The 14,223-nt window shown below is 68.2% G+C and carries 16 protein-coding genes and 1 other RNA gene; 14 read left to right on the forward strand and 3 right to left on the reverse strand.

Annotated features, from left to right (window positions below):
* Positions 1 to 81: 81 nt before the first annotated feature.
* Positions 82 to 942: a YicC/YloC family endoribonuclease gene (locus C1924_RS16015; protein WP_108766188.1), complete on the reverse strand. Its 861-nt coding sequence runs from the start codon at positions 940 to 942 to the stop codon at positions 82 to 84.
* Between the two features lie 124 nt (positions 943 to 1,066).
* Between C1924_RS16015 and rph the strand changes: the two genes are divergently transcribed.
* The 7 genes from rph to pepQ all read left to right on the forward strand — a co-directional run bounded on the left by rph (position 1,067) and on the right by pepQ (position 8,272).
* Positions 1,067 to 1,792 carry a ribonuclease PH gene (rph, locus tag C1924_RS16020; protein ID WP_005410889.1) on the forward strand — a complete coding sequence of 242 codons (726 nt, stop codon included), beginning with the start codon at positions 1,067 to 1,069 and terminating at the stop codon, positions 1,790 to 1,792.
* Entirely contained in the window at positions 1,789 to 2,178 is a 390-nt protein-coding gene (locus C1924_RS16025; protein ID WP_108766189.1) for a VOC family protein, read from the forward strand. Before rph ends, C1924_RS16025 begins: the two co-directional genes overlap by 4 nt.
* Positions 2,175 to 2,771 (forward strand): RdgB/HAM1 family non-canonical purine NTP pyrophosphatase, encoded by a 597-nt coding sequence (gene rdgB / locus C1924_RS16030; RefSeq protein ID WP_108766190.1) that lies wholly within the window; start codon positions 2,175 to 2,177, stop codon positions 2,769 to 2,771. Before C1924_RS16025 ends, rdgB begins: the two co-directional genes overlap by 4 nt.
* Before the next feature lie 57 nt (positions 2,772 to 2,828).
* A complete protein-coding gene (gene hemW / locus C1924_RS16035) occupies positions 2,829 to 4,061 on the forward strand; it encodes a radical SAM family heme chaperone HemW (protein ID WP_108767095.1) in 1,233 nt (410 codons plus the stop codon).
* Positions 4,062 to 4,217: 156 nt separating this feature from the next.
* Positions 4,218 to 6,494 carry a DUF1631 family protein gene (locus tag C1924_RS16040; RefSeq protein WP_108766191.1) on the forward strand — a complete coding sequence of 759 codons (2,277 nt, stop codon included), beginning with the start codon at positions 4,218 to 4,220 and terminating at the stop codon, positions 6,492 to 6,494.
* Positions 6,491 to 6,865 carry a PilZ domain-containing protein gene (locus tag C1924_RS16045; protein WP_108766192.1) on the forward strand — a complete coding sequence of 125 codons (375 nt, stop codon included), beginning with the start codon at positions 6,491 to 6,493 and terminating at the stop codon, positions 6,863 to 6,865. The genes C1924_RS16040 and C1924_RS16045 overlap by 4 nt, the downstream gene beginning before the upstream one ends.
* A gap of 75 nt (positions 6,866 to 6,940) precedes the next feature.
* A complete protein-coding gene (pepQ, locus tag C1924_RS16050) occupies positions 6,941 to 8,272 on the forward strand; it encodes a Xaa-Pro dipeptidase (protein WP_108766193.1) in 1,332 nt (443 codons plus the stop codon).
* Between the two features lie 724 nt (positions 8,273 to 8,996).
* Here the strand turns inward: pepQ and C1924_RS16055 are convergent.
* Together C1924_RS16055 and C1924_RS16060 are read right to left on the reverse strand one after the other, a co-directional pair.
* Positions 8,997 to 10,319 (reverse strand): aminopeptidase P N-terminal domain-containing protein, encoded by a 1,323-nt coding sequence (locus C1924_RS16055; protein ID WP_108767096.1) that lies wholly within the window; start codon positions 10,317 to 10,319, stop codon positions 8,997 to 8,999.
* A 5-nt stretch (positions 10,320 to 10,324) separates the two neighbouring features.
* Complete coding sequence (locus tag C1924_RS16060) at positions 10,325 to 10,873, reverse strand: UPF0149 family protein (protein WP_108766194.1); 549 nt, start codon at positions 10,871 to 10,873, stop codon at positions 10,325 to 10,327.
* A 151-nt stretch (positions 10,874 to 11,024) separates the two neighbouring features.
* Here C1924_RS16060 and C1924_RS16065 point away from each other — a divergent pair, with 151 nt between their 5' ends.
* The 7 genes from C1924_RS16065 to C1924_RS16095 all read left to right on the forward strand — a co-directional run bounded on the left by C1924_RS16065 (position 11,025) and on the right by C1924_RS16095 (position 14,107).
* Positions 11,025 to 11,246, forward strand: coding sequence for a TIGR02449 family protein (locus tag C1924_RS16065; protein ID WP_108766195.1), 222 nt, complete (start codon positions 11,025 to 11,027; stop codon positions 11,244 to 11,246).
* Entirely contained in the window at positions 11,243 to 11,539 is a 297-nt protein-coding gene (locus C1924_RS16070) for a cell division protein ZapA (protein WP_108766196.1), read from the forward strand. Before C1924_RS16065 ends, C1924_RS16070 begins: the two co-directional genes overlap by 4 nt.
* Positions 11,540 to 11,636: 97 nt before the next feature.
* Positions 11,637 to 11,822: non-coding RNA, 6S RNA (ssrS, locus tag C1924_RS16075), on the forward strand.
* A gap of 83 nt (positions 11,823 to 11,905) precedes the next feature.
* On the forward strand, positions 11,906 to 12,499 hold the full coding sequence (locus tag C1924_RS16080) for a 5-formyltetrahydrofolate cyclo-ligase (RefSeq protein WP_108766197.1): 594 nt from the start codon (positions 11,906 to 11,908) through the stop codon (positions 12,497 to 12,499).
* A complete protein-coding gene (locus C1924_RS16085; protein ID WP_108766198.1) occupies positions 12,496 to 12,975 on the forward strand; it encodes an EVE domain-containing protein in 480 nt (159 codons plus the stop codon). Before C1924_RS16080 ends, C1924_RS16085 begins: the two co-directional genes overlap by 4 nt.
* Positions 12,976 to 12,997: 22 nt before the next feature.
* Positions 12,998 to 13,645, forward strand: coding sequence for a ribose-5-phosphate isomerase RpiA (gene rpiA, locus C1924_RS16090; protein WP_108766199.1), 648 nt, complete (start codon positions 12,998 to 13,000; stop codon positions 13,643 to 13,645).
* A 21-nt stretch (positions 13,646 to 13,666) separates the two neighbouring features.
* Positions 13,667 to 14,107 carry a DUF192 domain-containing protein gene (locus tag C1924_RS16095; protein WP_108766200.1) on the forward strand — a complete coding sequence of 147 codons (441 nt, stop codon included), beginning with the start codon at positions 13,667 to 13,669 and terminating at the stop codon, positions 14,105 to 14,107.
* The last annotated feature ends 116 nt before the right edge of the window (positions 14,108 to 14,223 follow it).

Raw genomic sequence — 14,223 nt, forward strand, 5'->3', positions numbered from 1 at the left:
GCCCGGCAGACGGTTCCCCGGGAGCGGGCACGTAATTTTAGCAGAGCGGACGCAGGGCGCCCGAAGGCGCCCCGCTGCACATCACTCGATGTTCTGCACCTGCTCGCGGATCTGGTCGATCAGCACCTTCAGCTCCACCGCGGCATTGGACGTGCGGCTGTCTACCGACTTCGAGCCCAGGGTATTGGCTTCGCGGTTGAATTCCTGCAGCAGGAAGTCCAGGCGGCGGCCCACCGGCTCGCGCTGCTTCAGCACGCGGCGGATCTCCACAATGTGGCTGCCCAGGCGGTCCAGCTCTTCGTCCACGTCCAGCTTCTGCAGCCACATCACCAGTTCCTGCTCGGCACGGCCGGGGTCGACCGGGTGCGGCAGATCGGCCAGGCGGGCTGCCAGCTTGGCGCGCTGGCCGTCGCGAATGGCCGGAATCAGCGTGCGGACGTCAGTGGCGATGCGCTCGATGCCGTCCACCCGCTCGGCGATGGCGGCGGCCAGCGTGGCGCCTTCGCGTTCACGCGCGGCCACGAAGCCATCCAGCGTCTGGTCCAGCAGCGACAGCGCCTCGGCCTGCAGGGCCGCCACGTCGGTGGCCTCGCCCTGGGTCACGCCCGGCAGCTGCAGCAGCTCGGTGAAGCTGACCTGCAGGTTGGGGAAATCGGAGGTCAGGCGGTGTGCCAGCTGGCCCAGCTGGCCCAGCAGCGCCTCGTTCACCTGCAGGCTGGCGGCGCCCTCGGGCGCACGCAGGCGCATGACCAGGTCCAGCTTGCCACGGCTGAGGCGGGCGGCAATGCGCTCGCGCAGCTGCGGCTCCAGCGCACGCAGTTCCTCGGGCAGGCGGGTGCCCACTTCCAGGAACCGGTGGTTGACCGAGCGCAGCTCGCAGCCCAGCGTGCCCCACGGGGTGACGCGCTCGCCGCCGGCATAGGCGGTCATGCTTCGAATCATGGAATGTGTCCGGTGCGTGCAAAGGGGGAATGGTACCCTAGCGCCCTCACCAGAGCCCTCCTGCCCGCCCCGCCAAGGGTGCGGGCGCGACGGCGTACTCCCCTGCCCTTACGGAACCCGCACCATGTCCGATTCCCGCCCCAGTGGCCGCCAGCCCGACCAGCTCCGCCCGGTCGTCATCCAACGCGGTTTCACCCGCCACGCCGAGGGTTCGGTGCTGGTCTGCTTCGGTGAAACCCGCGTGCTGTGCACCGCCAGCGTGGAAAACCGCGTGCCGGGCTTCCTGCGTGGCAAGGGCGAAGGCTGGGTGACCGCCGAGTACGGCATGCTGCCGCGCGCCACCCACACCCGCAGCGACCGCGAAGCGGCACGCGGCAAGCAGGGCGGCCGCACCCTGGAGATCCAGCGTCTGATCGGCCGCAGCCTGCGCGCCTGCGTGGACCGCAACGCACTGGGCGAACGCACCATCACCCTGGACTGCGACGTGCTGCAGGCCGACGGCGGCACCCGCACCGCCGCCATCACCGGCGCCTACGTGGCCCTGGTCGACGCGGTGAACGTGCTGATGAAGCGTGGCGACATCAAGCGCAACCCGATCCTGGGCGCGGTGGCGGCGGTGTCGGTGGGCGTGTACCGCGGCACCCCGGTGCTGGACCTGGACTACGCCGAAGACAGCGACTGCGATACCGACATGAACGTGGTGATGAACGACGGTGGCGGTTTCATCGAGCTGCAGGGCACCGCCGAAGGCCATGCCTTCCGCCGCGATGAACTGGATGCGCTGCTGGGCCTGGCCGAAAAGGGCGTGGGCGAGCTGCTGGCCGCGCAGCAGGCAGCGCTGTCGGCATGAACCGGCGCATTGCCCTGACCACCCTGGTGGTGGCCGACTACGACGAAGCCATTGCCTGGTACACCGGCAAACTGGGCTTCACCCTGCTGGACGACATCGACCAGGGCAGCAAGCGCTGGGTGGTGGTGGGCCCGACCGACGGCAGCGCCGCCGCCCTGCTGCTGGCCCGCGCCAGCAACGAGGAGCAGCGCAGCCGCATCGGCAACCAGACCGGTGGCCGGGTGGGCTTCTTCCTCAATACCGATGACTTCCACCGCGACCACGCGGCCATGGTCGCCGCCGGCGTCGAATTCCTGGAAGCGCCGCGCGAAGAGCCCTATGCCACCGTCGCGGTGTTCCGCGATCTGTACGGCAACACCTGGGACCTGCTGGAGCCCCGCGGATGAAGACGCTTGTCCTGGCCAGCCACAACGCTGGCAAGCTGGTGGAAATGCAGGAGATCCTCGCCGACCTGCCGCTGCAGATCACCTCGGCTGCCGAACTGGGCCTGGGGGATGTGGAGGAAACCGGCCTGACCTTCGTCGAGAACGCCCTGCTGAAGGCACGGGCCGCCTGCGAAGCCACCGGCCTGCCGGCACTGGCCGATGATTCGGGCCTGATCGTCGACGCCCTCGGCGGTGCCCCCGGCCTGTACAGCGCGCGCTACGCCGGCCACCCGACCAATGCGGCGGCCAACAACGCCAAGCTGCTCGAAGCCATGGCCGATGTGCCCGATGGCCAGCGCGGCGCCCGTTTCTATGCGGTCATCGTGCTGCTGCGCCATGCCACCGACCCGCAGCCGCTGATCTGCGAAGGCCGTTGGGAAGGACAGATCATCCGCGAACTGCGCGGCACGAATGGATTTGGCTACAACCCGGTGTTTCTGGACACCACCCACGGGCTGACGGCTGCGGAGATGGAACCGGCGCTGAAAAACGCCATCAGCCACCGCGCCGTTGCCCTGCAGCAGCTCAAGCAGCAGCTGGCCACTTGGCTCTGATACCCGTCTGATTACCGCAGGGAAGCCGGCCAGCGGCCGGCACTACCGATGAAGCCCATGCCGCACGACCACGACCACTGCAACCACCTGCCCGGCGAAGCCTGTGCCGGCGACCATGGCCACGACCACGCGCCGCGCCTCGTGCCGCCGCCGCTGTCGCTGTACGTGCACCTGCCGTGGTGCGTGCGCAAATGCCCGTACTGCGATTTCAACTCGCACCAGGCCAAGGGCGAGCTGCCGTTCGAGGCCTACATCGACGCCCTGCTGCGCGACCTCGACCAGGACCTGCCGCTGGTCTGGGGCCGGGTGGTGCACAGCGTGTTCTTCGGTGGCGGTACGCCCAGCCTGTTCCCGCCGGAGGCCATCGACCGCTTCCTGCAGCAGGCCAGCGCGCGCCTGCGCTTCGCGCCCAATGCCGAGATCACCCTGGAAACCAACCCGGGCACCGCCGAGCACGGCCGCTTCGATCGTTACCGCGCAGCCGGCGTGAACCGCCTCAGCTTCGGCATCCAGAGCTTCGACGATGCCGCACTGAAGCGCCTGGGCCGCATCCACGACAGTGGTGAAGCCGAGCGCGCGGTGAAGATGGCGCAGGACGCCGGCTATGACAATTTCAACATCGACCTGATGTACGCGCTGCCGGAACAGACCCTGGCCGGGGCCGAGGCCGATCTGGAACGCGCCTTCGCGCTGCAGCCGGCGCACATCTCGCACTACCAGCTGACCCTGGAACCGAACACGGTGTTCTTCGCGCGGCCGCCGCAGGGCATTCCCGATGAAGACCATGCCTGGGACATGCAGGAGCACTGCCAGACCCTGCTGGCGCAGGCCGGTTTCGGCCAGTACGAGGTGAGTGCCTACGCACGCCCCGGCCGGCAGAGCGCGCACAACCTGAACTACTGGCGCTTCGGCGATTACCTGGGCATCGGTGCCGGCGCGCACGGCAAGATCAGCTCCGGTGCCGAAGAACACGTGCTGCGGCGCTGGAAGCTCAAGCACCCGCAGGCTTACCTGGACAGCGCCGGCAGCCCGGCCTCGTTCGGTGGCGATGAGGTGATCGCCGCCGACCGCCTGCCTTTCGAGTACATGCTGAACCTGCTGCGCCTGCATGAAGGTTTTGGCCTGCGCGATTTCGAGTCGCGTACCGGCCTGCCCCGCCGTGTGCTGGATGCGCCGCTGGCCGAGGCCGTAGGGCGCGGCTGGCTGACCGTGGCCGATGGCCATGTGCAGCCTACCGAACTGGGCCGCCGCTTCACCAATGATGTGGTGAGCCTGTTCCTGGAGGAATGAGCGTTCTGCAACGCATCCGCCCGGCAGGTCCGGCCGCTGGCCGGCCCTCGCTGCGTTTGAACGGGTGCCCACCGCAGAAAATCCTCAAGTAGCGCCCGCCGCTGCCGACACGGTAGATTCCCATGTCGATTCGCGGGAATCCCGGAACTGCTCCCGATGTCTGCCGCTTTCCCCTTTGCTACCCCTGACAGCGCGCGCCTGGCCGCCGCAGACCTGCCCCCACGCGTGCGCGAGCTGCTGGGTGAGCTGCTCGTCCTCTGCCGCCACGTGCTGACCGCGCCGCTGATCCTCACCGTGGAAGCGGCCGAGCAGACGCTGCTGCACGATGCCGACCATGCCCGCAACCCGCAGATGCAGGCCGAGCTGCTGGCCCAGCGCGGCCAGCTGCATGCGTTCGCCGGCACGTTCTGCGAGCGCATGCTCGATGCGCTGGCCGACAGCCTGGTACAGCTGCGCGCACCGCAGGACACCGCGCCACCGCCGGTCCCTACCCGTGCGCCGGGGCTGCTGGGCCTGTCGCTGGTGGATGACCACGAGGTGGACCGCAACCTGGTGCTGGCCGAGATGGTGCGCCGGGAAAACCAGCGTTCGGGCAATGCGCTGAACCTGCTGGGCCAGCGCCTGGCCGTGCTGGCCGCCGCGCCGGCCTTCGACAACGAGACGCTGCCGCTGGCGCCGCAGGCGCTGTGCGCACTGGTGCGCCGCCTGGCCGAACAGGATGGCCTTAGCGCGGAACTGCAGCTGGCGCTCTACCGCAGTTTCGAGCGCCAGCTGCTGGAACGCCTCGGCGATGTCCTGGAACGCGCCAACACCCTGCTGGCCCAGCACGGCGTGCTGCCCGGCCTGGTCTACACCCCCTATCTGGCGCGTTCGTCCAGCACTCGCCGGATCATCACCCAGTCCGTCGGCGGCGGCCGCGCGACGCAGCCCGCCCCCCGTGCGGCCGAGCCGTTGACCGGCTGGAACGGGTCCGGTCGCGCCGGTTCCTGGTCGGCGCTGATGCAGAACGCCTTCGCCGATGTCACCCCGCCGGGTGCGCCCAATCCCGAACTGACCACGCCACCGGCCAACCTGCTGCACGACCTGCTGCAACAGGCACGGCATGCCGCGCCGATGGCCATCGAACCGCCGTCGATTCCCAGCGGGCTGGTGGACGCGGTGCTGGCGCGCCTGCAGGCCCAGGCCGGCGCCGCCACCAGCATCACCGACCTGCAGACCGCGGTGACCGCGCAGCTGCGCAGCGAGCACGGCGCGCAGGCCCAGCTGGCCAGCCATGATCGCGACCACCTGGACCTGCTGCGTCTGCTGCTGCAGCAGGTCCAGCAGCAACAGCGCCCCGACCCCGTGCCGGCCGCCCTGCTGGCGCGGCTGCAGGTACCGCTGGCACGTGCCGCGATGGCCGATCCCGCGTTCTTCGTCCGCGATGAGCATCCCGCCCGCGAGCTGCTCAACACCATCGCCGAAGCCGGTGCCAACTGGCTGGGCGATGACGATGTGGACCCGCAGCTGATGCAGCGCCTGGCGCAGAGCGTGCAGGGCCTGCTGGGCCAGGATGCGCGCACGCCGGAAGCCTTCGCCGCAGCGAACGAGGAGATCCAGCAGCACCAGCGCGCGGCCGCGCATCGTGCCGAACTGGCCGAGCGTCGCCATGTCGAAGCAGCGCGCGGCAAGGAGCGGTTGGCCCTGGCCCGCCGCGAAGCCAGTGCGCAGATCGACCAGCAGTGCCAGGCGCAGGAGCCGCCGCGCTTCGTGCAGACCCTGCTGCGCGAAGCCTGGGCCGATGCACTGACCTTGACCCGGCTGCGCCATGGCGACGATTCGGCGCAGTGGCAGGAACGCCTGCAGCAGACCGAACGGATCGCGGCAGTCACCGCTGCACCCGCCGAAGCAGACAGCGTGCCCGACGCGCCGCTGGCTGCCGAAGTGGAAGCGGCCCTGCTGCAGGTCGGCTACCACCCCGAGGAAGCGTCGGCGGTGGCCCGCCGCCTGGCCACGCCCGGTGGCGAAGACGAGCACTCCTCACGCACCGAGCTCAGCGCGCGCCTGAAGGCGCGTGCGCGCCTGGGCGAACACGCTGCGACCAGCGCCGACCGCCACGACGCCCCCCCGCGCACGGCCGCCGAACAGGCCTGCCATGACCAGCTCATCCGGCTGCCTTTCGGCGCGTGGTTCGACCTGGCCGGGGAAGATGGAACCGTCCGCCGCCAGCGGTTGTCGTGGTACAGCCTGCTGACCGGCCACGTGCTGTTCGTCAATCCGCGCGGGCAGAAGAGCAGTGAAACCGATCTGGATACGCTGGCGCGGCAGATGGCCAGCGGCCGGGCGCAGCTGGTCACCGAAGAAAAGGGCCGCCTGGTCGACCGCGCGTGGCAGGCCAGCCTGTCCGCCCTGCGCGCGTTGGCCGGCCGCCGCCACCAGGAGCCCGACGCATGAGCCAGCTGACGCCACAGGACACCCGCCGCGCGCCGCGCCGCCAAGTGGCCGACCTGGTGCCGGTCACCGACCAGATGCGCGACAGCGTGGTGGGCCGACTGGGCAACGTTTCCGAAACCGGCATGCTGATGCTGGCCAGCCAGCCCCTGCGCGACGACGCGCTGTACCAGTTGCGCTTCCCGCTGCCGCTGGGGGATGGCCGCAGCGAGGCCATCGACGTCGGCGTGCACCTGCTGTGGAGCGAGCCAGCGCACGCTCCCGGCCAGAGCTGGGCCGGGTTCCGTTTCCTGACCTTGTCGCGGGAGCATCGGCATCTGCTGCGCGCGTGGATTGGCGAGGACCACGTCGAGACGCCGGTTTCGACAGGCTGAGTGCCGGTTCCTGCACAGCGGTTTTGTGCAGTATGCGGCAGAATCTAGGGCCGTTTTCCGTGTCGAGCCACCGCAATGATCCAGCAAGACCCTGGCGCCCTGTATTCCGACCACCTGGCCGTGCTGTGCCGACGCGCCGAACAGGCGCTGGCGCGCGGCGGCTTCGACCACCTGGTGGTGCCCAGCGGCACCCTGCACTACCAGATGTTCGACGATCGTGATTACCCATACGCGGTCAACCCGCAGTTCAAGGCATGGCTGCCGCTCACCCGCGTGCCCAACAGCTGGGTGGTGTTCACCCCGGGCAAGCGCCCGGCGGTGATCTTCCACCAGCCGTTCGACTACTGGCACGTGGTGCCGGATGCACCCAGCGGCTGGTGGGTGGAGCACTTCGACATCCACATCATCCGCACGCCGGCCGACGCGCTGGCCCTGCTGCCGGCCGATCCGTCGCGCTGCGCGATCCTGGGCGAGCCACAGAGCGCGCTGGGTGCATACGTGCCGAACAACCCGGCGCCGGTGGTGAACTACCTGGAATGGCACCGCGCCTACAAGACGCCGTACGAAGTGGCGCTGATGCGCCAGGCGCAGGTGCTGGGCGTGCGCGGCCACCGTGCCGCCGAGGCCGCGTTCCGCAATGGTGCCGATGAATTCAACATCCACATGGCGTACTGCCAGGCCGTCGGCCAGGATGCCAACGAGCTGCCGTACGGCAATATCGTGGCACTGAACGAACACGCCGCCGTGCTGCACTACACCGAACTGGGCCGCAAGGCCCCGCAGCCGCTGCGCAGCTTCCTGATCGATGCCGGTGCCAGCGCGCATGGCTATGCCAGCGACATCACCCGTACCTACGCCGCCAAGGGTCACGATGAATTCGCCGCGATGATCGACGCGGTGGACGCCGCGCAGCAGCGGATGTGCGCGGCGGTGCGTGCCGGCTTCGACTACAAGCAGCTGCACGTGGACGCGCATCTTTCGCTGATGGGCGTGCTGAAGGATTTCGGCGTCATCAAGGTCTCGCCGCAGACCACGCTGGAAACCGGCGTCAGCGCTGCGTTCTTCCCGCACGGCATCGGCCACCTGATCGGCCTGCAGGTGCACGACGTGGCCGGTTTCGCGGCCAGCGAAGAAGGTGGCCGCATCGAGCGCCCGGCCGGCCACCCCTACCTGCGCCTGACCCGCGTGCTGGAACCGGGCATGGTGGTGACCATCGAACCGGGCCTGTACTTCATCGACATGCTGCTGGACGAAGTGAAGGCGGCCGGCCATGGCGATGCGGTCAACTGGGACCGCGTGGACTTCTTCCGCCCGTATGGCGGCATCCGCATCGAAGACGAAGTGCTGTGCACGGAGGGCGAAGCGGACAACCTGACGCGTCCGGAGTTCGCTGCGGCCAACGGCTGAGCCCCTCGTGGCTGGGCGCAGGGTGCGGCGGGATTACTGACGCCTGGCCGGGCGGATGGGCTGCGCAGGGGACGCTGCAAGTACGTCCATGTAAGCTCGGTCGCCGCATCCATGCGGCTCACGCCCCTGCGCAACCCATCCGCCCGGCCACGGACAATTTCCGTGCGCGGCCAGCCACGGAAAAGAAAAAGAAGATCAAAAGCGGGTCGCTCGCTGCGCTCGCTCTGTGTCGACCAAGGTCGACACCTACCAGTAGATCCACGCCATGCGTGGATGAATTCATTCGATAGCCAACAGATGTGCCGACCAACGGTCGGCACCCACCAACAGCCGCACGTGCCAGTAGATCCACGCCAAGCGTGGATGATTCATTCGATATCCGACAGATGTACCGACCAACGGTCGGCACCCACCAACAACCGCACGTGCCAGTAGATCCACGCCATGCGTGGATGATTCATTCCATATCCGACAGATGTGCCGACCAACGATCGGCACCCACCAACAGCCTCCAGCCAACTGTCGAAGGCGGGGCACTGTGGGTTTGCGGGGTGTGAGCCGCATGGATGCGGCGACCAAGCCCCCATGGATGGGTTTACGGCGTCCCCGCAAACCCACAGTGCCCCGCCATCCCACGGAATGCCGCCCTGGCTCTTGAGGTTGCCGGCCAGCGGCCGGCACTACCAGCAGGTTCAGGGCTGCAAGCCCTGCCGTCCAGAAACCCTCAACCCGCCATCACCGCTTCAATCTCGTCCGCACTGCGCGCCAACCCCTCGGTCAGCACGCGATGTCCGTCGTCGGTGATCAGCACGTCATCCTCGGTGCGGATGCCGATGCCGCGCCAGCGCGGCTCCACCGTCGTATCGTCGGCACCGATGTACAGCCCCGGTTCGATGGTGAACGCCATGCCCGGCTCCAGCAGGCGCGATTCGCCGGCCAGTCGGTAGTCGCCCACGTCATGCACGTCCAGGCCGATCCAGTGCCCGGTCTTGTGCCGGTAAAAACGCTGGTACAGGCCTTCTGACAGGTTCTTTTCCAGCGTGCCCTTCAGCAGGCCCAGCCGCAGCAGGCCTTCGGTAAGGGTCTGCACCGCTGCCAGATGGCCGGTCTCGTAGGCCACGCCGGGCTTGGCCTGGGCCAGCGCCGCCGCCTGGGCTTCGCCCACCAGGTCGTGCAGCGCCCGCTGTTCGGCACTGAAACGGCCGTTGACCGGGAAGGTCCGGGTGATATCGCTGGCGTAGCCGCGGTACTCCGCACCGGCATCGATCAGCACCAGTTCGCCATCGCGCGAACGTGCGTTGTTGTCCCGGTAATGCAGGATGCAGCCGTTGCGGCCGGCGCCGACGATGCTGCAGTAGGCCGGCACGGCATCGCTGGCGCGGAACACGCGTTCAAGTTCGGCCTGCAGCTCGTATTCGTGGATGCCCGCCTTCGCCGCCCGCATCGCAGCCAGGTGCGCACGCACGCTGATCTGCGCGGCGTGGTGCATCAGCGCCACTTCCGCCCCGGATTTGAACAGGCGCTGCTCGTGCAGCAGATGGCCCAGCTCCAGGAACTCATGCGGCGGCTGCGCGCCGTGGCGCACCTGCGAACGCACGCGGTTGACCCAGCCGATCAGCTTGAGGTCGAAATCCGCATCGCGGCCAAAGTGGTAATAGACGCGCGAACGTCCTTCCAGCAGGCCCGGCAGGATGTCGTCCAGATCGTCGATCGGATACGCATCGTCCATGCCGTACTGCGCCACCGCGCCTTCCTGGCCGGCGCGGCCGCCGTCCCAGACCTCGCGTTCGGCATCACGCTCACGGCAGAACAGGATGGCCTCGCCGTGGCGGCGGCCGGGAATCAGCACCAGCACGGCCTCCGGTTCGGGGAAGCCGCTGAGGTACTGGAAATCCGAGTCCTGCCGGTACGGGAAATGCGTGTCCAGGCTGCGCACCTTCTCCGATGCGGCCGGCAGCACCAGGATCGCGTCATCACCGGCCATGTCCATCAGCTGGCGGCGGCGACGCTTGTACTCGCCGGCTGCGATGCCGGTGCGCTGCTTGATGTCCATCAGTTCAGGCGCTGGCGGTGGCGCGCGGCCAGTACGACGTCACCGTGCAGCAACAGCACGGCCACGCGGATGAACTCCTCGATTTCGGACAGCGCTTCATCGTCGTCCTCGCCACCGGCCTCGAAATCCTCGCTGGAGGCGCGGGCCAGGCTGGCCATGTCGGTCAGCGCTTCTTCCCCCTCTTCAGACAAGGTCGGGCGGCGGCCGCCACTGCCCAGGCCAAAGCCGCCCAGGAAGCTGCGGGTCCAGGCGAACATCGCGTCGGCCTGCGCGGCAACGTCGTCGGTGTCGGTCAGCAGCAGCTCGAAAGCAAAGTCACGGTCTTCCAGCTGCTTGATGGTGGCTTCCAGCAGCTGCGCCAAGGCGCTGCCGTCAGCCACCGGGGCCACGGTGTCGTCGGCCAGCACGCGCGCCGGCCAGTCATTGCCGGGGGCGCCGCCGGCAGCCAGCCAGCCGCACAGGCCGCCATGCAGCTCGGCCGCGGTGGCCCCCAGGCCCAGCGCCTGGCTGGCGCGGGTAACGTCGTCGACGGAAGGAAGTTCGGTCATCGTGCGGCTCGTTCGTAAGGGAAATCCTGGGAGCGCACGCGCGCGCCCGTGAGCCCTGTAGTGTAGCAACCCCGCCGGGTCCTCCTCGTGGCAGTCCGGCCCTGCTGCGGCAACGCTTGACCGCCCTCACCCGGCTTGCCTATCGTGCGGCATGGAACCCGCCGACCCCCTTGCCCAGTTGCAGGCCTTCGCCGCCCGCGTGGACGCGTTGCTTGAACGCAACCAGCGCCTGGCCGAGGAGAACCGCAGCCTGCGCCACCAGCAGGAACAGCTGGTGGCCGAGCGCTCGACGCTGCTGGCCAAGAACGAGCAGGCACGCTCGCGGGTGGAAGCGATGATCAGCCGGCTCAAATCCCTGGAGCAGCACACATGAGCGCCGAACCGGTCAGTGTCCGCATCCTTGATCGTGAATACACGGTGGGCGTGGGCGGCGATGAACGCGACAGCCTGATGGCCGCCGCGCGCCTGCTGGATGCGCGCATGCGCGAGATCCGTGGCAGCAACCGCATGGCCGCCGTCGACCGCGTGGCCGTGCTGGCCGCGCTCAACCTGGCCCACGAACTGCAGCTGCTGCGCGACGAGAACGCCCGCCAGGCATCGGCCCTGCAGCAGACCCTTGCCGATCTGAACCGGCGCCTGGACCGCGCGATCGACAGCAGTACGTGAGCAGGATGGGGATCGCGCCTTTTCATAACTGAATTGGCACGTACTGTTGCCGACGAACGGCCTATCCAGATCGCGCGTGCTGGCTATAATGGCCACGCGTTCTCTGCGGTACTCGACGGCATGTGCAAACATTCGCCTTGTCCCTTAAGAACGACACCGGGAGCGCGACAGCGCCGGGAGTGCAGGTCCGCCTTGTAGCGGGAAGCCCGATGGTTCTCCAGCGTTCCCACTTGAGCCCCCGGGTTCAAGGTCGTTTCGCATGCATCGACATTGCGGAGAATGCAATATTCCAGCAAGGGCGGCGTCTTCGGGCGTCGCCCTTGTTCTTTCCGGCACAATGACGGCTGTTTCCCGCCGCACGCTGCCATGACCGACCCGCGCCAGGCCCTGCGCCACGACCTGCGACAACGCCGCCGCGATCTTTCCGCGCCCGCGCGCATTGCCGCCGCCGAATCGCTGGCCGATGCCCTGCTCGCCCTGCCCTTCGCCCCACGCACCGGCCCGGTGGCCGGCTACTGGGCGCTGGATGGCGAGATCGCCCTGCACCGTTGGCAGCTGCAGTTGCCCGAAGGCCTCACTTACTGCCTGCCGGTGCTGGCCGGCGAGGTGCTGCGCTTCGCGCCGTGGCGCCCCGGCCAACCCTTGACCAGCAACCGCTACGGCATTCCCGAACCCGACGTGGCCGTGCAGGACACGCTGGAACCTGCGCAGATGGCCCTGGTGGTGACCCCGCTGGTGGGCTTCGACGCCCAGTGCCGGCGGCTGGGCATGGGGGGCGGCTGGTATGATCGCAGCTTCGCCTTCCGCCACGACCGGCCGGCGCCGCCCTGGCTGGTCGGTGCAGCGTTCGCGGTGCAGCAGGTCGAGTCCTTGCCTGTGGCGTCCTGGGACGTGCCGGTGGACGCGATCTGCACCGAAGACGGCACCCTGTTCCCCTCCGCTGCCCCCGTGAACGCATGACCGCCCGCAAGCGCTATTGGCTGATGAAGTCCGAACCGGACGCTTTTTCCATCGATGATCTGGCCAAGGTGAAGGTCGAGCCCTGGAACGGGGTGCGCAACTACCAGGCGCGCAATTTCATGCGCGACGGCATGCAGGTTGGCGACGGCATCCTGTTCTACCACTCCAACACCAAGGTGCCGGGCATCGTCGGCCTGGCCACGGTGGCCAGCGCGGCCTACCCGGACGACACCCAGTTCGACCCGCAATCGGATTACCACGACCCCAAGAGCACGCGCGAGAACCCGCGTTGGATGCTGGTGGACGTGGCCTTCGATCGCAAGCTGACGCAGGTGATCGCGCTGGACGAGATCAAGCTGCATGCCGATGAACTCGGCGAGGGCTTTCCGCTGGTTGCCAAGGGCAACCGCCTGTCGGTGTTCCCGGTGACGGCCGCGCAGTGGAAGCTGCTGCTGTCGCTCGAAAAGAAATCCTGATTCCCTGCCTGAGAGTCCTCCCATGTCCGAAGCCAAGCGCCTGGCCGCCGAGAAAGCCATTGAATACGTCGAAGACGGCATGATCGTCGGTGTCGGCACCGGTTCCACCGTTGCCTACTTCATCGATGCCCTGGCCCGCATCCAGCACCGCATCAAGGGCGCGGTGTCCAGTTCCGAACAGAGCACCGCCCGCCTGAAGCAGCACGGCATCGAGGTGATCGAGCTGAACCACGCCGGCAGCCTGTCGCTGTACGTGGATGGCGCCGATGAGTGCGATGCCAACAAGTGCCTGATCAAGGGCGGCGGCGCTGCGCTGACCCGCGAGAAGATCATCGCCGAGGCTAGCGAGCGCTTCGTCTGCATCGTCGACCCGAGCAAGCAGGTGCCGGTGCTGGGCCGGTTCCCGCTGCCGGTGGAAGTGATCCCGATGGCACGCAGCCTGGTGGCCCGCCAGATCCGCGACATGACCGGCGGCCAGCCGACCTGGCGCGAGGGCGTGGTGACCGACAACGGCAACCAGATCCTGGACATCCACAACCTGGAAATCACCGACCCGGAAAAGCTGGAGCGCGAGCTCAACCAGTTGCCGGGCGTGGTCTGCGTCGGCCTGTTCGCCCGCCGCCGCGCCGATGTGGTGATCGTCGGCGGCGAGCCGCCGGTCGTGCTCTGATCTGCTGCCAAGGACGCTGACATGTCACTGCGCTCGCTGCTGATCCTCCCCCTGCTGGCCCTGACCGGCTGCGCCACCGATGCCGCCCGTCACTGGGTGGAACTGGACGGCGCCCGCTACCAGGTCGAGCTGGCCACCAATGATGAAACCCGCGCACGCGGGCTGATGTTCCGCGACCAGATGCCGACCGACCACGGCATGCTCTTCATCCATGAGCGCGAGGACATGCAGGCGTACTGGATGAAGAACACCAAGATCGCGCTGGACATCCTGTACTTCGACAGCGAACGCAAGCTGGTGAGCCAGCAGCGCGACGTGCCGCCGTGCTCGGCCGGCGACATGTGCCCGCCCTACCCCAGCGGCGGCCCGGCGCGGTACGTGCTGGAACTCAATGCCGGGCAGGCCGAGAAGTTGAAGCTGAAGGACGGTACACCGCTGACCTTCGGCCCTGGCATCCAGTAGGTAGATCCACGCCATGCGTGGATGAGCTGGGCCATCGGGGTCGGATCCCGTTGCTGCGCAATGGGCTCCGACCCCGGCATCTTTTCACGCCACACCGCTTGAAACCGCCTGCAATT

This window comes from Stenotrophomonas sp. ESTM1D_MKCIP4_1, from assembly GCF_003086895.1.
In the GTDB taxonomy this organism is placed as follows: Bacteria; Pseudomonadota; Gammaproteobacteria; order Xanthomonadales; family Xanthomonadaceae; genus Stenotrophomonas.